The 16,080-nt window shown below is 73.0% G+C and carries 15 protein-coding genes; 9 read left to right on the forward strand and 6 right to left on the reverse strand.

Annotation, left to right across the window (positions count from 1 at the left end):
- Positions 1 to 53 precede the first annotated feature (53 nt).
- Entirely contained in the window at positions 54 to 929 is an 876-nt protein-coding gene (locus tag AC6EXY_RS08680) for an LLM class F420-dependent oxidoreductase (RefSeq protein WP_499816496.1), read from the reverse strand.
- Between the two features lie 203 nt (positions 930 to 1,132).
- A complete protein-coding gene (locus AC6EXY_RS08685) occupies positions 1,133 to 1,900 on the reverse strand; it encodes a VOC family protein (RefSeq protein WP_101833013.1) in 768 nt (255 codons plus the stop codon).
- A 523-nt stretch (positions 1,901 to 2,423) separates the two neighbouring features.
- Here AC6EXY_RS08685 and AC6EXY_RS08690 point away from each other — a divergent pair.
- The 3 genes from AC6EXY_RS08690 (at position 2,424) to AC6EXY_RS08700 (ending at position 5,552) form a co-directional block, all read left to right on the forward strand.
- Positions 2,424 to 3,572 (forward strand): beta-propeller fold lactonase family protein, encoded by a 1,149-nt coding sequence (locus tag AC6EXY_RS08690; RefSeq protein ID WP_133150750.1) that lies wholly within the window; start codon positions 2,424 to 2,426, stop codon positions 3,570 to 3,572.
- A 48-nt stretch (positions 3,573 to 3,620) separates the two neighbouring features.
- Positions 3,621 to 4,445 carry a mycofactocin-coupled SDR family oxidoreductase gene (locus tag AC6EXY_RS08695; protein ID WP_101833011.1) on the forward strand — a complete coding sequence of 275 codons (825 nt, stop codon included), beginning with the start codon at positions 3,621 to 3,623 and terminating at the stop codon, positions 4,443 to 4,445.
- Between the two features lie 216 nt (positions 4,446 to 4,661).
- The gene (locus tag AC6EXY_RS08700) at positions 4,662 to 5,552 is read left to right on the forward strand and encodes an alpha/beta hydrolase (protein WP_499842322.1); all 891 of its coding nucleotides are present in this window, start codon (positions 4,662 to 4,664) and stop codon (positions 5,550 to 5,552) included.
- Between the two features lie 49 nt (positions 5,553 to 5,601).
- Here AC6EXY_RS08700 and AC6EXY_RS08705 read toward each other — a convergent pair whose 3' ends face one another.
- The 3 genes from AC6EXY_RS08705 to AC6EXY_RS08715 all read right to left on the reverse strand — a co-directional run bounded on the left by AC6EXY_RS08705 (position 5,602) and on the right by AC6EXY_RS08715 (position 7,953).
- On the reverse strand, positions 5,602 to 5,970 hold the full coding sequence (locus AC6EXY_RS08705) for an HAD family hydrolase (RefSeq protein WP_243407280.1): 369 nt from the start codon (positions 5,968 to 5,970) through the stop codon (positions 5,602 to 5,604).
- Positions 5,971 to 6,118: 148 nt separating this feature from the next.
- Positions 6,119 to 7,228 carry an iron-containing redox enzyme family protein gene (locus AC6EXY_RS08710; RefSeq protein ID WP_243407281.1) on the reverse strand — a complete coding sequence of 370 codons (1,110 nt, stop codon included), beginning with the start codon at positions 7,226 to 7,228 and terminating at the stop codon, positions 6,119 to 6,121.
- Positions 7,225 to 7,953 carry a class I SAM-dependent methyltransferase gene (locus AC6EXY_RS08715; RefSeq protein ID WP_101830738.1) on the reverse strand — a complete coding sequence of 243 codons (729 nt, stop codon included), beginning with the start codon at positions 7,951 to 7,953 and terminating at the stop codon, positions 7,225 to 7,227. Before AC6EXY_RS08715 ends, AC6EXY_RS08710 begins: the two co-directional genes overlap by 4 nt.
- Before the next feature lie 464 nt (positions 7,954 to 8,417).
- On the opposite strand from AC6EXY_RS08715, the gene AC6EXY_RS08720 reads away from it, so the two are divergent.
- From AC6EXY_RS08720 to AC6EXY_RS08745, 6 genes are all read left to right on the forward strand, one after another.
- Positions 8,418 to 9,665, forward strand: a complete 1,248-nt coding sequence (locus AC6EXY_RS08720) for a cytochrome P450 (protein ID WP_101830739.1) — start codon at positions 8,418 to 8,420, stop codon at positions 9,663 to 9,665.
- A gap of 136 nt (positions 9,666 to 9,801) precedes the next feature.
- Positions 9,802 to 10,893, forward strand: coding sequence for an AMP-binding protein (locus AC6EXY_RS08725; protein ID WP_499816498.1), 1,092 nt, complete (start codon positions 9,802 to 9,804; stop codon positions 10,891 to 10,893).
- Between the two features lie 2 nt (positions 10,894 to 10,895).
- The gene (locus AC6EXY_RS08730; RefSeq protein ID WP_499816499.1) at positions 10,896 to 12,284 is read left to right on the forward strand and encodes an aldehyde dehydrogenase family protein; all 1,389 of its coding nucleotides are present in this window, start codon (positions 10,896 to 10,898) and stop codon (positions 12,282 to 12,284) included.
- 82 nt (positions 12,285 to 12,366) lie between these two features.
- A complete protein-coding gene (locus AC6EXY_RS08735) occupies positions 12,367 to 12,546 on the forward strand; it encodes a non-canonical purine NTP pyrophosphatase (RefSeq protein WP_101830754.1) in 180 nt (59 codons plus the stop codon).
- A 423-nt stretch (positions 12,547 to 12,969) separates the two neighbouring features.
- On the forward strand, positions 12,970 to 13,521 hold the full coding sequence (locus AC6EXY_RS08740; RefSeq protein ID WP_101830742.1) for an amino acid permease: 552 nt from the start codon (positions 12,970 to 12,972) through the stop codon (positions 13,519 to 13,521).
- 148 nt (positions 13,522 to 13,669) lie between these two features.
- Complete coding sequence (locus AC6EXY_RS08745; protein WP_101830743.1) at positions 13,670 to 14,854, forward strand: agmatinase family protein; 1,185 nt, start codon at positions 13,670 to 13,672, stop codon at positions 14,852 to 14,854.
- A 51-nt stretch (positions 14,855 to 14,905) separates the two neighbouring features.
- Here the strand turns inward: AC6EXY_RS08745 and AC6EXY_RS08750 are convergent, their stop codons facing one another.
- Positions 14,906 to 15,460: a plastocyanin/azurin family copper-binding protein gene (locus AC6EXY_RS08750; RefSeq protein WP_207770198.1), complete on the reverse strand. Its 555-nt coding sequence runs from the start codon at positions 15,458 to 15,460 to the stop codon at positions 14,906 to 14,908.
- Between the last annotated feature and the right edge of the window lie 620 nt (positions 15,461 to 16,080).

Here is a 16,080-nt window from a genome sequence, read left to right on the forward strand (position 1 = left end):
ACCCGTCCCGGCCCCGTGCCGGCGTCCCCGGCCCCCGCACCGGCGCCTCCGGCTCAGGCGAGCAGCGCGGCGAGCTCACGCCACTCGCGCAGCGGCAGCGTGGTCGGATCCTCGACGATCACCTGGAGGGCGACCTGGTCGGCGCCCGCGTCGAGGTGCTCGGTGACCCTCCGGCGCACGGCTTCGACATCTCCCCAGGCCACGAGGGCGTCGATGATCCGGTCGCTGCCCCGGTCGGCGAAGTCGTCGTCGGTGAAGCCGTGGCGGCGCAGGTTGTTCGCGTAGTTGGGCAGCCGCAGGACACCGCCGACGTTGCGCCGGGCGATGCGCCGGGCCTCGCTCGGGTCGCCGGCCAGCACGACCTTCTGCTCGACGACGAGCAGCGGGCCCTCGCCGAGGCGCTTGCGGGCCACGGCGGTGTGCTCCACCGGGACGGTGTAGGTGTGTGCGCCGGCGGTGAGCTCCGCGGCGAGGTCGAGCATCCGCGGGCCGAGCGCCGCCAGCACCCGCCGCAGCGGCGCCGTCGGCGCGGCCCCGGTGTAGCTGGCCGCGTCCATCGCCTCGAGGTACTCACGGGTGGCCGCGAGCGGACTGGTGACGGTGTGGCCGCGGCGGGCGACGGCCGGGGCGTGGCTCACTCCGATGCCGAGCAGGAAGCGCTCCGGGAAGCCCTCGGTGAGGGTCCGCTGCGCGTTGGCCATCGCGGTGGCGTCGCGCACCCACAGGTTCGCGATGCCCGTGGCGACGATGATCCGGCTGGACGCGGTCAGCAGCAGGGCCGCGTGGCTCATGACCTCCTTGCCCATCGCCTCGGGGATCCACAGTGCGGGAAATCCGAGGTCATCGAGCTCGGCGACGGCCTGGCGGGCGGCGGCCAGCGGCTGGCGCTCCAGGTCCATCGACCAGATACCGATTCGGCCGATCTCCATGCTGGCGAACTCCTCGTGCGAGAGGCGGGCGGCGGCGGGCGCGCTCGGCGGGGATGCGTCGGCGGCCCTGGCTCATGCTGCCACGGCAGCGTCGCCACAGGTTCGGCTGGTCGGGAGGCCTGCGCGGGCCCGCGGTCGCGGGCCCGCGCGACGGCGGCGGGCGCCGGCGTCGATGATCGGGGTGGAACGGCCCGCCGCCGCGCCTACTGCGCGATGATCGCGAAGGCCTCGCCGTGCGGCCCCGCGACGACGGCGAACCGGCCGGCGGGGATGTCCACCGGGCCGGTCAGCGTGGCGCCGCCGAGCTCGGTGATGCGCGCCAGAGCGGCGTCGGTGTCGGCGACGGCGAAGTAGGCCAGCCACAGCGACGGCGTGTCGGCCGGCACGGTCGGCGGCATCGGCATCATGCCGGCGACCGGCCGGCCCGCGACCTGCCACGTGTAGTACTCCATGGGGCCGGCCTGCGCCGCCTCGTCGAGCGTCCAGCCGAACACGGCGGGATAGAAGGCCCGGGCCGCGGCCAGGTCGCGCGTGTCCAGCTCGTTCCAGCTGAAGGAGCCGGGCTCGTTCGCGAGCTCGGCGCCCGCGAACGTCCCCGGCTGCCAGACGGAGACCGCCGCGCCGCCGGAGTCCCCGAACACGGCCATCCGGCCCATGTCGAACACGTCCATGGGCGGGGCGAGGACGGAGCCGCCGGCGGCGCGCACCGCCTCGGCCGTCGCGTCGGCGTCCGCCACCCGCACGTAGGTGCTCCAGCTCGGCCGCTGCCCCTCGCCGAACAGCGGCCCGAGGCCGGCCACCGCCCTGCCCCGCAGGGTGAGGATCGTGTACCCGCCGGCCGCGGGATCCGGCGAGACCTGCGCCTCCCAGCCGAACAGGGTGCCGTAGAAGGCGCGGGAGGCGTCGAGGTCGGGGCTGCCCAGGTCGACCCAGCACGGCGTGCCGGGCTCGTAGGAGGTGAACTCGGCCATCACGGCCACCCTTCGTCGAGGACGGACGCCGTCGTCCGCCCGATGCCCGGCACGCTAGACCCGACCACCGACACTTTCGGGGCCCAGCGCGGTGAAGCCTGGCCGTCGCGGCGGTGAACCGCCCCGCCGGCACCCCGCCGAGCCAGTGGTCTGGCCGCCTGTAAGGGCCATGCGGCCGCGGGTACCGCCGGGTATTTGTTGACAGCTCTTCTCCCCGGGACGAATATCCTGTTCCTCGCTACAGTCCGAATGCGCCGTAGGGGGGTGAAAGAAAGGCCTGGGTGGCGGCCGTCAGCGATACGATCGAGTGACCGTACAAAAACTCGGCGATAGCTGTCGAGGGTGGTCACGTGCCCATTCGGAATGGTGCGCGGCGCCGTCCGTGCACATGTTCTCCATGCAGTGTTTCCGGGACTGGACGCGAGCCTGACGTCCTGTCGGCCGCCACTGTCCATGGATCCGTGGCGCCTCTTCGTCAAATCTGCGGCGCCTCTTCGTCTGTCGATTCCCAGGGGTGATGTCCATGCGGTTACGGGTGCGCGCGGTGGCGGTCGCGACGGTCGGGGCCCTGGCGGTCGCGATGCTCGCCGGCTGTGGCGCGGACGGTTCCGGCGGCTCGTCGTCCGGTGCCGCCTCGCCCGCGGCGGCGGCCACGCCGGCCTGCCCGGCGGTGCGCGCGCCCGGCGCGCTGGGCTACTTCTCGGCCTCGTCCAGCAACATCGAGCAGATCGTCGACACCGCCACCGGCCGGCTCGTCGGCCGGATCGAGGGGCTCAGCCAGCCGTCGAACACCTACGTCACGCCGGACGGGCGCAAGGTGTACATCGACAACTGGGGCGGGCGCGACATCGTCGTCGTCGACGCGTGCACCCGGCGCATCGCGCGGACGATCGAGGTCGGCGGCCGGGTCCTCGGCTCCCTCGACCCGAGCGGCACCTACCTGTACGAGACGTTCCTGCCCAGCGGCACCGTCGAGGCCGGCCCCGGCAAGGTGCTCAGGATCGACACCCGGACCGATCGGGTGGTCGCGACCTGCCCGACGCCGCAGAAGCCGGTCGCCTCGGTGGTCAGCCCCGACGGGAGGAAGGTGTACGTCGCGACCCTCGGCACCGTCATGACGCTCGACGCCGCCACCGGTCACGTGCTGGGCGAGCCGGTCAGGATCGGCGCCATTCCCGGGTGGCTCGCGCTCAGCCCGGACGGACGGCGCCTCTACACGGCCAACCTGCCCACCGGCGTCTCGGTGCTCGACACGGCGACGAACAGGCTGGTCGTCAACATTCCCACGCCACCCGGGAGCGCACCGCAGTACAACGCGGTCGCGCCGGACGGGAAGACCCAGTGGGAGGTCTACGCCGGTGGCGGCGTCGGCGTCTTCTCCACCGCCACGAACGAGCTCATCCAGACGCTGCCGACCGAGGGCATGGGGATGACCGTCTCGTTCTCGCCGGACGGCACCAGGGCGTTCGTCGGAGAAGGCGGGCCGAACACCGTGCGGGCCGACGGTTTCAGGGCCGTCATCGACTCGGCCACCGGCTCCTGGCATCCCGGACCCGGCAACCTCACCATCTACGACGTCGCGACGCGCAGGCTGATCACCCGTATCCGGGGTGTCGGTGAGTTCCCGGGCGTGGTGGGCATCGCGGCCAGGCGGACCCCGGCCCGCGGCTGACACATTCCGTACGCTGACCACGGATTCGAGGCGAGGAGGACGCGGACAGTGGGTCGGCTGGACGGCAGGGTGGCGTTCGTGACGGGGGCGGCGCGCGGGCAGGGCCGGGCGCACTGCGTGCGGCTCGCGCGGGAGGGCGCCGACATCATCGCGATCGACGTGGCCGGCCCGGTCGAGGGCGCGCACCCGCGGCCCGCGACGCCCGAGGAGCTCGCCGAGACGGGTCGGCTGGTCGAGGAGACCGGCCGGCGGGTGGTGACGGCCCGGGCCGACGTGCGCGACCTCGCCGCGGTGGCGCGGGCGGTCGACGAGGGGGTCGAGCGGTTCGGCCGGCTGGACGTGGTCGTCGCGAACGCGGGCGTCATGGCCGGCGGACGGCTCTGGGAGCTGACCGAGGCCCAGTGGGACGTCTGCGTCGACGTCAACCTGACGGGCGTGTGGAAGACGCTGCGCGCCTCCGTCCCGCACATGATCGCCGCCGGCAACGGCGGTTCGATCATCCTCACCAGCTCCGCGGCGGGCTACCGCGGCTATCCCATGTCGGGGGGCTACGGCGCGGCCAAGCACGGCCTGGTCGGGCTGTGCCGCACGCTCGCGGTCGAGGTCGCCCGGTACAACATCCGGGTCAACACGATCCACCCCAACGGGGTGCGCACGGTCATGGGCCGCCCGCCGTCCCCCGAGGCGCTGAAGGCCATCGGCCTGGACGACCACGACCTGTGGATGTTCGGGCAGGTCACCGCGAGCGCCCTGCCCGAGGGCACCCAGGAGCCCGAGGACGTGGCCGCCACCGTGGCCTACCTGGCCAGCGACGAGGCCCGGTTCATGACCGGGACGGCGCTGCAGATCGGGGCGGGCAACCAGCTGATGTGACGTGGCCGCGCCGCCGGGTGGCCGGTGGGCCGCTGGGCGGCGCACCGGGCGTCGGTGGCGCGCTACGGTGGGAAAGCCGGACATGGGTGTTCCGGTTCGGCGACGGCGCCGCCGTGTGCCCGCCAGGGAGGATGCCCAGTGCCGCCGTCGCAGCCTGTCCCGTTGCCCTCCGTGTCTGCCCCGTTGCCCTCGGCGTCCTCCCCGTCGGCGGCGCGGGTGCGACCGGTCCAGCTGGCGGCGGACCGGTGCGAGCTGTCAGGGCTGCTGGCGATGGCGTCGGGACCGCCGCGGGGCACGATCGTCGCGCTGCACGGCGGGGGTATGAACGCCCGGTACTTCCACGGCGAGGCGGTGCCGGAGCTGTCGCTGCTGACGTTCGGGGCCGACGCCGGCTGGAACGTGCTGGCGCTGGACCGGCCCGGCTACCGTGCCTCGGCCGGCCTGCCCGACGCCGACGTGAGCCTCGCCGCCCAGACCGAGATCGTCTTCTCGGCGCTCGACGGGTTCGCCGCGGCGCACGAGATCGGGGCCGGCCTGTTCGTCCTCGGCCACTCGTACGGGTTCAAGCTCGGCCTGCACCTCGCCGCGCATCCCCGCGGCGGCGAGCTGCTCGGCGTCGACGGCTCCGGAGTGGGGCGCCGCTACCAGCCCGGCCGTCACCACAGCACCGATCCGGACGCGCCGCAGCCGACCCGCGCCCAGAGCATCGATCTGTTCTGGGGGCCGCTCGAGCTCTACCCGCAGGGGACGTTCAGCACCCTGCGCGGCGTGGTCGAGCCGATCCCGGCGGCCGAGCAGCGGGAGGCGCCGACCTGGTCGGCGGTGTTCCCGGGGCTGGCCAGCCAGGTCCGCACGCCGGTGCGGCTCACGCTGGCCGAGCACGAGCGATGGTGGACGCACGGCGAGGAGGAACTCGCCGAGATCGCCCGGGCCTTCTCCAGCGCGCCGGTCGTCGAGACCGTCGGCCTGGCCGGCGCCGGCCACAACATCAGCCTCGGCTGGGCGGCCCGCGGCTACCACCTGGCCGCCCTCGCCTTCGCCGAACGCTGCCGGCTGCGCGCCCGGCCCCCCGCCCGTCCTCCGGCGCCCCGGGCGACCCCCGCCTGAGCCGCGGGACACCACGGTCCTGGGGGACCGGAAGCGGCCCCTGGCCGGCTCAGGACCGCGGCTCGTCGGCGAGCAGCGCGCCGATCGGGGAGTCCCGGAGGTGGGCGAGCAGGTCGACGGGGTCGTCGTAGACGGCGGCCGCGCCGGCCTCGACGAGTTCGGCGCGGCTGGTGCCGCCGCAGGTCACGGTGACGCAGTCCAGGCCGGCTCGGCGGGCGGCGAGGACGTCCCAGGGTGTGTCGCCCACCATGATCGAGCGAGCGGCGTCGGTTCCGGCGGCGTCGAGCGCGCGGCCGCCAGGACGTCGTCGCGGCGGCGGTCCCGCTCGGGCAGCAGCGCGTCGAGCAGGTCCTCGGATCCCATGCCGACCCGGCGGTGCGGCCGTGCCATCGGCACGACGTGTCCCTCCTGCCGGCATGCCCGGAACCACGCCACGGCAGGTACGTGGTGTCGACGAGCGTGCCGTCGACGTCGAAGAGGACCGCCGTCGCGGTACTCAACACCGCACGCCTCCTCTGGTGGGTGTGTAGGAGTTGGAATCCCCCTCGTTCACGAGGGGGAGGACGTCAACGCAGGGACGACCGGCCCGACTCCCAGGCCGTCAGGATGTGCTCGGTGGCGCGGCCCTCGACCGCCATCGCCGCGCGCGCGCCGAACAGCAGGTCGTCCGCCAGCTGCGGTTCGGCGCGCACCAGGCCGGCGGCGAGGCTGTCGGCGGCGACCGTCTGATGGTGGGCGTCGGCGACGACGTGCGTGTCGAAGAACAGCCGGGCCGCCGGGGGCAGGCCGTGGCGGCGCAGGGCGGCGCTGTAGGCGCTCATCGGCCCGACGGAGGTCATCTCGAACACCGCCAGGTGTCCGACCAGCGCGGCGCGGTGCGCGCGGTGCAGCCCGAAGAACGACGGCAGGTTCACCGTCGCGAGCGTGGTGGCCGGAACCCGGTCGAGGTAGGCGCCGTAGGCGGGGTCGAGCCCGAGGGCGCGCATCGTGAGGCCGAACAGCGTCTGGTGCATGTCGCGTTCGACGCCCTCGCCGTACTCGTCGGCCTGGATCTCCAGCAGGGCGGCCTTGGCCGCGCCGGCGAGGCGGGGGATCGCCCACGAATGCGGATCCGCCTCCTTGAGCTGCAGCAACGACCGGTGGACGGCGAACTCGCGGAAATGGTCGAGGGTGCCGTCCTCGGCGAGGAACCGGGACAGCGACGGCCCCCCCGGTGCTTCGACGAGCGCCCGCAGCGCCGCCGCGACCCGCTCGGCCGCGACGTCTCCCGCGCCGGCGTCCCCCACCGTGGTGGCGACCGTGTCCGAGCCTCCCGCTGCCGGGCCGCCGACAGGAGATGGCGGCGTGGGGTACGCGTCGGCGACCTCGTGGTGCAGGCGGGGCAGCAGGTCGTCCTCCAGCCGGCGGCGCAGGCGCAGCAGCGACGGTTCCCACTCCCAGCGCTCCGCCACGTCCGCGAACCCGCGGTAGTGCAGCTCGTAGAGGAGGTACAGCGCGAGCGCGCCGTCCTCACCGAACAGGGCGTCGTCGTCGGCGTCCGGCGGGTCGTCGAGGGTGTGGACCGGGCGGCGCAGGACGGTTGTCAGGGCGTCACTGAGCGTGCCGCGTGGGCGGGGGAGCGGAGCGGGGCGGAGCTGCGCCGGGTCCAGCACCGCGCCGTAGGCGAGGGTCGTCACGCGGCCGCCCGCTCGCCGCCGGGGGCGAGAACGTGGGCGAGAACCGCGGGATCCGCGCCCGGCAGGTGGGGCGCGCAGCCCTCGCGCAACCAGGTGACGCCGGCGAGGACGTACTCGTCCGCCCGGTGGAACGCCCGGCCGCGCGTCGTGAGGGCCTCGATGTGCCGCCACACCGCGGGTTCGCGGCAGTGCTCGCCGAAGCGGATCGGGCGTACCGCCCAGTCGAGCAGGCGGTAGCCCCGGTCACGCGCCTCCGTGAGGACGCCGAGCGGATCGGCGATCGAGGAAACCATGAGCATCACCAGGTCGAAGGGGCCGGCCAGCAGCCGGCGGGTGACCTCGGCGCCGTCGCGCCCGCCGTACAGGTCCGGGCCGTGGGCAGCGTCTGGCCGGGCGGGCAGGTAGGGCGGGTTGGCGATGACGCAGCGTTCCTGCGCGCTGACGGCATGGGCGAAGAAGTCCCCGAACTCGACCGAGTAGTTCGCCGGCGCCTTCAGCTCGACCAGCCGGCGCGCCGCCCGGAACGCCTGGGGATCGTGCTCGAAGCCGCGCACCCGCGCGGCCGACTCCGCCCGCCCGACGGCCTCGATGAGCGGCAGCCCACTGCCCGCGCCCAGCTCCGCCACCCCGGCGGCGGTCAGAGGTCGCAGCTGCGCCGAGGCCAGCAGCCTCTCGACACACCAGGAGTAGAAGGACGACTCGACCGGATCGTAGAAGGTGGACACACCAGCTCCCCACTCGACGTGCTGACGCCAGGAACGTCCTCGCCGCCCGCCACCTACCCGCGCGGCCAGGGCTAAACCGGCGGGCCCGTGACGGTGGGTGCGCGCGCCGCCGCGGCGCGGGCCGCGGGCAGGAGGAATCCGTCGCGGATCTCGGCGGCACGATGAACTCATAGTGAACCATCAATCCTGCGAACGTGCCGGCATTCCTCCCTACCTTCCGGATTCCTCCCTCCTGGTGGGACCGGCGGCTCATTCTTTCCCTGTCGGCCGACGATCGATCGATAGCAGTCGGCTATGGAATGTTGCATCGAGGGCGTCCGGCTGGCATGGCGGAATTCTCGACCTGTTCATCTTCTGTGCGGACGGCCGTGGCGGGTGATGCGAGACTGTCGCGGGGGCGGCCGAATACGCGGCCGCGCCGGAAGCCGCCATCCGTGTGCGCTTCCCTGGATGAGGAGAATCCCATGCCAGCCGTTGTGGAAACAACGGGCACGTCCGCGTCAGGCTTCACCGGAATCATGTCGGCACTGATGGCCAGCCGGCTGCCGGATCCGTATCCCGTTCTCCGGTCGGTCCGCGAGGCGGGCTCCTTCCTGTCCGGTGAGATCGCCGGCTCGCCGGTGACCCTGGTGACCACGCACGCCGAGGCGTCCGCGGTGCTCGCCCATCCGGCGATCGGGCACGGGTTCCGCGACGGCATCAGTTACCGCGGCCACCTCGACGACGGCCTCGGCTCGCTGGTGCGCGCCGACCCACCGGACCACGGCCGCCTGCGCCGCCTGGTCGGGCGGGCGTTCACCCCCGGCGTCGTGGACGCCCTGGGCCCGCGGATCACCGAGCTGTGTGACGCGCTGCTCGACGAGGCGCTCGCGGCCGGCGAGGTCGACATGGTCGAGGCGCTGACCAGGCCGATGCCGCTGCGGGTGATGTGCCGGCTGCTCGGCGTCCCCGCCGAGGACGAGCCGGAGTTCGGCGGCTGGGTGGACGCGCTGACCCGCGGGATCGACCCGCGGCCCTCGCTGACCCCCGCGGAGGTGAGCGCCCGCGCGTCCGCGACCGTCGCCTTCGACGACTACTTCCGCGACCTCATCGCCCGGCGCCGCGCCGAGCCGCGTGACGACCTGCTCAGCGCGCTGGTGGCCATCCACGACGACGGGGACGTGCTCTCCGAGCGTGAGCTGCTCGAACTGTGCACCCTGCTCCTGGTCGCCGGCTACGAGACGACCGTCAACCTGCTGGGCGGCGGCATCCTGGCGCTGATCCGCAACCCCGACCAGCTCGCCCTGCTGCGCGAGGATCCGGCGCTGGTGGGACCGGCGGTCGAGGAGATGCTGCGCCACGACCCGCCGATCCAGCTCATCGCCCGCACGGTCCTCGCCGACGCGCGGATCGCCGGCCACGACTTCCGCCAGGGCGAGGGCGTGATCCTGCACGTCGGGACGGCGAACCGGGACCCGGCCGCCTTCGACGAGCCGGACCGGTTCCTGGTGACCCGCTACGCCGGTGGCGCTCGCGTCCGGCGTCACCTCGGCTTCGGGGTCGGCATCCACTACTGCCTCGGCGCGCCGCTCGCCCGAGCGGAAGCGGAGATCGCCTTCCGGACCCTGCTGCGCCGGGTACGGACCCTCACCCTGCTCGACGACGACGTCGCCTACCGTGAGCGGATCGTCATCCGGGGTGTGCGGTCCCTTCCCCTGCGCCTCACCGCCTGATGGCGCGGATGGAACTTCCAATGACGCAATCGGCACCCGTCCCGCGCCCGGCGGGGGCGCTCGAAGATCCGCGACGATCCGGGAGCCGGCGACGCCGAGGTCGCCGGCGCGATCCACGCACCCGCGGAGGAAGCGCATGAGTCCCGCCGTTCTCGATCTACCCCAGCCCGGCCAGTCACCCGCCGATCCCGACGAGTACATCGGCGCGCTGATGCGCTGGCATTTCAGCGCCGAGACCGGCAGCCCGTTCTGGCTGCGCCGGGCGGCCAGCCTCCCGTTCGACCCGATCGCCGACGTCCGTGGTTTCGACGACCTGCGGCTGTTCCCGAACGTCGTCGACGAGTTCCGCGAGGTGCCCGTCGCCGACCTGATCCCCCGCGGCCTGCGGGGCGCGGACCGCGTCGTCGCCGGCGTGTACGAGTCCGGCGGCACCACCGGCCTGCCCAAGCGCTTCGTCATGTTCGACCGGTGGATGGACTTCGCCCTCGGCTGGGACGAGCACCACTACGCCGACCTCGGCACCGCGAACGTGCTCGCGATCGCCCCCAGCGGCCCGCACATGTTCGGCGAGTTCGCCCGCCGCCGGGCCCGTCGTCACGACGGCCTGCTGTTCACCATCGACCTCGACCCGCGCTGGATCAAGCGACTGATCGAACGCGGCGACACCGCCGAGTCCGAGCGCTACGTCGCGCACATCGTCGACCAGGCCGCGCACATCCTGCGCACCCAGCCGGTCGGCATCCTCATCACCACCCCGCCGCTGCTGGAACGGCTCACCCGCCACGACGACCTGGTGGAGCTGATCCGCAAGGAGGTCCGGTTCCTCTGCTGGAGCGGCGCCCACATGGACGCCGACACCCGTGAGATCCTCCGCACCGAGATCTTCCCCGGCATCCCGCTCAAGGGCCTCTACGGCAGCACCACCATTCTCGGCATGTCGCGGGAACGCGACACCGAACGCCCCGACGGGCTCGCCTCCTTCGACCCGCCGAGCCCGTACATCGTCTTCCGGGTCGTCGATCCGGCCACCGGCGACGACGCTCCCGTCGGCACCCGCGGCCAGGTCGTCATGAACCACCTGACGAAGTACGCGCTCATCCCGAACAATCTCGAACGCGACCTCGCGCTGAAGCTCGAACCGCCGGCCGGCTGGCTCGGGTGCTCGGTCGCCGACGTCGGCCCGGTCGCCACCTTCGGCGACCACACCGTCATCGAAGGGGTGTACTGACCATGCAGGTCGACGGGGGAGTCCAGATCGACGCGCTTGGGCCCGCCGGGCCCTATCGCGCCCGGGCCCGCCAGCCGCTCGCCGCCCTGTCCGGCGCGGCCATCGGTGAGATCAGCCAGGTCCCGGCCCTGTACGTGCGTCGGACGCTGGCCGCGATGCGCGCCGCGCCGGTCGTGCCGGGCGCCGTCCGCTTCGACGCGCTCGACCGCGCGGCCGAGCTGTTCCTGACGGCCACCCTCGGCGGGTTCGCGCCCGACGAGTACGTCGAGCTCGTCTCGACCGCGTCCGGGGTGCCTCGCGGCGTCGTGCGCCAGTCCGTCGAGTGGATCGCGGACGTGCTGCGCTCCCAGCGCCACACCGTCGAGCTCGCCCGCCCGCACGGAGCCGTCGCCGACTGGCGCCACGAGAAGACGCTGACCGGCTCGGCGGTCTGGGCACGCCGCGGCGACCTGTTCGCCGTGCACGCCGCCGGCAACACCCCGGCCGTGCACGGGCTGTGGCCGGAGGCGCTGGCGCTCGGCTACAAGGTGGTGGTGCGCCCCTCCTCGCGGGAGCCGTACACCGCCTTCCGCCTGGTCGAGGCGCTGCGCACCGCCGGCTTCCCGCCGGCGACGATCACCCTGCTGCCCACCGACCACACCGTCGCCGACATCCTGATCGAGGAGTCCGACTTCGCGATCGTGTACGGCGGGCAGGACGTCGTCGACAAGTACGCCGCCATCCCCACCGTCCTCGCCCAGGGCCCCGGCCGCTCCAAGATCCTGATCGCCGCGGACGTCGACTGGCGCGAGCACATCGACGTCATCGCCGGGTCGGTCTCGCACCTCGGCGGCACGGCGTGCACCTGCGCGACGGCGGTGCTCGTCGAGGGCGACCCCGAGCCGCTCGCCGCCGCGCTCGCCGACCGGCTCGGCCGCATCCCCAGCCTGCCCCCGGACCATCCCGACGCCATCCTCACCGTGGCGCCCACCGCCTCGGTCGTCGCGATCGACCGCTACCTGCACCAGGTCGCCGGGGACGCGCGCGCCCTGCTCGGCGGGGACGGCATCGTCGACGAGCTGCCGACCGGCGGCGCCGTGCTGCGGCCCGCCGTGCACCTGGTCGACTCGCCCACCGCGCCGCAGCTCGGCGTCGAGCTGCCGTTCCCGTGCGTGTGGGTCGGCCCGTGGCGCCCCGAGGACGGGATCGCCCCGCTGCGTGACTCCCTCGTCCTCACGGCCATGACGGGACGCGCCGACCTCATCGACGCCCTGCTCGACGAACCGTCGATCATCAACCTCTACCTGGGCGACAACCCGACGACCTGGCTGCGCCCCGGCATCCCCCACGACGGCTACCTCAGCGAGCGCCTCATGCGCACCAAGGGCATGATCCGCAGCGCCGTCGCCTGAGGTCCTCTCGGACGCGCGCCCGCGCACCGATCACGCGGTGCGCGGGCGCGCGCCCTGTCCCGTCTCGGCGGCGTGGATCATCATGGGCGTCGATCTCGGCTCGAGGGCCGGCAGCAACGGCCACAGCTTCGACACCGTCTTCGCGCCCGTCGGCAGCGCTCGGACCTTCGCCGAGATGCCCATCGAGCAGAAGAACGAGCTCTCCCCCCGCCGGCACGCGGTCGACGCCCTCCGCGCACACCTCGGCCTCACCGGCTCCTGAAGCGCCGGCGACCGCCTCCCGGCTGGTATGAGGAGAGGTGCCACGGCTACGTGGGCGTCGGTTTCCCGGGGCGATCTGCCCGCGCCCTACCATGACGGTTTCAGTACCCTGGGCACCCCGACCGAGAACCTTACCGGGGGCAATGCGATTGCCACATCGTTGACAAGTCGTTGACACGCCCACGCGGTTTCCTGCTCGAGACCCCCGACAGCGGGGGGCGCGCCTAGGGTTCCGCCGGTCATGGACACCGCCCGCGATGTCGTCGTGGGCGTTCTCCTGGCCGGGCCTGGTCCGAGAGGCGCAAGCAGCCGCCGCGTGCGGGCGTCACCGCGCACGCCGGCTGCTCCACGGCGGGAGAAAAGCCCGGGAGTTCCACCGCGAGGTCGGTGGCTCCGCGGCCACCGACCTCATCCGAGGAACTCGATGGCCCGCGACCGGGTGCTGCCGTTCTCGGCCTCGCTCGCCACCGTGTCGCCCCGCTTCCGGACGCCGATCAACGCGGCGGTCGTGGTCGGCGTGTTCGCGGTGGCCGTCCTGGTGCTCAACGTCTTCCAGCCGGCGATGTACATCGCGCTGGCCAGCGTCTGCATCATGCTGCTCTACATCGCCTACCTGATGGTCACGGCGCCGATGCTGCTGCGCCGGTTCCAGGGCTTCCCGAAGAAGGACGCGCCCGCCGTGACCACCGCGACCGGTCGACCGCTGTTCACCCTCGGACGCTGGGGTCTGCCGGTGAACATCCTGGCCGTCGTGTGGGGCGTGTTCATGACGGTCAACCTGGGCTGGCCCCGGGAGGCCGTCTACAACCCGGTCGGGACCCCGCACTGGTACCTGCACTACTTCGCGCTGATCGCCCTGGCCGTCGCGCTCGCCCTGGGTGCCCTGGCCTACTGGCGGCAGCGCCACGAGAGCAACGCCGTTCTGGCCGCGCTCGACCTCGACGCCGAGATCGTGGTCGGCGCCGAACCCGCCTGAGCGCCACCACATGGACGTCCGGCGGGCGGCGCGGCCCCGTCACGCCGCCGGTCGGGGGTCCGTCGTGGTCTGATCCGGTCACCCACCGCCACATCCGCGGCACCACACGTCGCACCGAGTGACGCCGAGCGCGCGAAGGAGCACGTCGATGAGCGAGTCCCCCGAGCCGGACGCCGTCAACCGCGAGGGTGCCTGGGCCCAGCGGGCCGAGGGCAGGCTGTCCCACCGGCGCTGGAAGGAGGAGGTCGAGCGCGGGCTGGCCCACGGCCTGCCGGCGGCCGACTCGATCACGGATCGCACCATCCCGACGTTCGCCCGCGGCGAGCTGCCGCACTTCGCCGGCGAGCGCGGCACCTTCCTCAAGTGCCCCTATCTGGAGGACGTCCACGACGTCGGCGACGCCGAGGTGGCGATCTTCGGTGCTCCGCTGGACGCCGGGACGACCTACCGCCCCGGCACCCGCTTCGGCCCCCAGGGCATCCGACGGGCCACCAACCTGTTCGGCACCTACAGCTACGAGCTGGGCGTCGACCTGCGCGAACAGCTCAACATGGTCGACATCGGCGACGTCTTCGCCATCCCCGGCAACCTGGAGAAGTCCTTCGACCAGATCAGCAAGGCGATCGGCCACGTCGCCGCGTCCGGCGCCTTCCCGGTCGTGCTCGGCGGCGACCACTCGATCGGCTACCCGACGGTGCGGGGCCTCGCGCCCTATGTCGACGGCAACATCGGGATCATCCACTTCGACCGGCACGTCGACACCCAGGAGCTCGACCTGGACGAGCGGATGCACACGACGCCCTGGTTCCACGCGACGAACATCCCGAACGCGCCGGCCACGAACCTGGTCCAGATCGGCATCGGCGGCTGGCAGGCGCCCCGGGCCGGGGTGAAGGTCGGCCGGGCCCGGGGCACGACGGTCATGACGGTGGGCGACGTCGAGCGGGTCGGCATCGACAAGATCGCCGAAACGGCCCTGGAGCTGGCCTGGCAGGGCGCCAAGGCCGTCTACCTGTCGTTCGACATCGACGTGATCGACTCCGGGTTCGTGCCCGGTACCGGCTGGCCCGAGCCGGGCGGGCTACTGCCCCGGGAGGCGCTCGGCCTGGTCCGGCGGATCGCCGAGGGCGGGCTGTCCGGGATGGAGCTCGTCGAGTGCTCGCCGCCGTACGACTGGGCCGAGCAGACGTCGCTGATCTCGGCCCGGGTCATCCTCGACACGCTGGCAAGCCTCGTCCGGGTGGGCAGACTCGGCCGCAGGCCGTCCACCCGCCGCACCGACGCCTGGGGCCCCTACCCGGACGACACCCCACCGGCGCCAGCTGCGGGCTGACCGCCCGGCGCTCTCGGCCTCACACGCTCGCCGGCTCCGGCCGGCCGGCGCTCAGCCGATGGACCAGTCGTCCTTGCCGCCGTCCTTCGGGAGGACCGTGATGACACCCATCATCGGCGTGCCGAAGTTGCCGTTCGCGTCCTGGATGCCGCCGTCCGGCCCAGGCGCCACCGGCTGGTCGAACTGATCGAGATGTGAATGGAAACGGCAGTAGTAGACGAAGTTCCCGGGGCGCCGGAACGTCAGGGTGAATACTCCCGGTCGGCCGTTGTTCGAGTCCGTTCCAGGTATCAGATGATTGACACCACGATTGTCGGTGGTGGTGAACGAGTTGTCGGTCACCACGGTGTGGTCATCGGTGTCGTTGTTCTTCCAGGTCACCGAGTCGCCGGTCCTGATCGTGAGACCGAACGGCGTGAAACGGTCCTCCTCGGGAATGGTCACGACGACGTTCCGTCGGTGTCCGTCCTCCTTCGGGCCGTCCCAGTTCCAGGCCGGCCAGTCCCAGGACGCCTGGTGCGCCGGGTTCGCGGCAGCGCCGTGCGCAGCGGGCCTGCTCGTCGATCCCGCTGCCAACGCGGCGACGGGCACCGTCGCTGTGCCCACCGCGCAGCCCACCAGGAGTAGTCCGCCCGTGGTGACGCCCAGTCGCGCAAGTCGTGCAGGTCGCATATTATCCACGCCCTTTCACATGTTCGGAGACGTCCACGGGATTCCGCACTGGCGGCATCCCGTGGCTGGCTGGACCCTGACATGCGCGCGACGGGTTCTGGGACACCGACACGATCGAAGGGACGTCTGGCCGCGTGCGTTTCCGACACGGCCAGCATCGTGGGATTCACCGCGGTACAGCGCCGGAACGGGTGACGCGGGATGGGCTGAGCTCCGCTGACGCCGCCGGATGAGGCCGGCCTCGTCGGCGGTGTCCGACCGCGAGATCGCGAACTGGTAGGCCCGGGGACCAGCCGGGCGCCGAGGCCGAGCAGGGCGGCGACGAGAGCGGTGGAGAACACCGTTTCGCTGCGTACCAAGGGCATGATCCGCAGCGCCGTCGCCTGAGGTCCTCTCGGACGCGCGCCCGCGCACCGATCAGCGGTGTACCAGCCGGCGCGCGGCGGGCGGACCGGCGCGCGCCGGCGACGAACCCACCCGGAATCCGACAGACACGGGAGGCACCATGAGCGGGACGGTCATCATCGCGGGCGGCGGACCCGCGGGTCTCATGC

The organism is Frankia sp. RB5, assembly GCF_059816245.1.

Coding starts and splice junctions, on each gene's coding strand:
- AC6EXY_RS08680 (WP_499816496.1), bottom strand. CDS start 929: ATGGAGATCGGCCGAATCGGTATCTGGTCGATGGACCTGGAGCGCCAG.
- AC6EXY_RS08685 (WP_101833013.1), bottom strand. CDS start 1,900: ATGGCCGAGTTCACCTCCTACGAGCCCGGCACGCCGTGCTGGGTCGAC.
- AC6EXY_RS08690 (WP_133150750.1), top strand. CDS start 2,424: ATGCGGTTACGGGTGCGCGCGGTGGCGGTCGCGACGGTCGGGGCCCTG.
- AC6EXY_RS08705 (WP_243407280.1), bottom strand. CDS start 5,970: ATGCCGGCAGGAGGGACACGTCGTGCCGATGGCACGGCCGCACCGCCG.
- AC6EXY_RS08720 (WP_101830739.1), top strand. CDS start 8,418: ATGCCAGCCGTTGTGGAAACAACGGGCACGTCCGCGTCAGGCTTCACC.
- AC6EXY_RS08725 (WP_499816498.1), top strand. CDS start 9,802: ATGAGTCCCGCCGTTCTCGATCTACCCCAGCCCGGCCAGTCACCCGCC.
- AC6EXY_RS08730 (WP_499816499.1), top strand. CDS start 10,896: ATGCAGGTCGACGGGGGAGTCCAGATCGACGCGCTTGGGCCCGCCGGG.
- AC6EXY_RS08735 (WP_101830754.1), top strand. CDS start 12,367: ATGGGCGTCGATCTCGGCTCGAGGGCCGGCAGCAACGGCCACAGCTTC.
- AC6EXY_RS08740 (WP_101830742.1), top strand. CDS start 12,970: ATGGCCCGCGACCGGGTGCTGCCGTTCTCGGCCTCGCTCGCCACCGTG.
- AC6EXY_RS08745 (WP_101830743.1), top strand. CDS start 13,670: ATGAGCGAGTCCCCCGAGCCGGACGCCGTCAACCGCGAGGGTGCCTGG.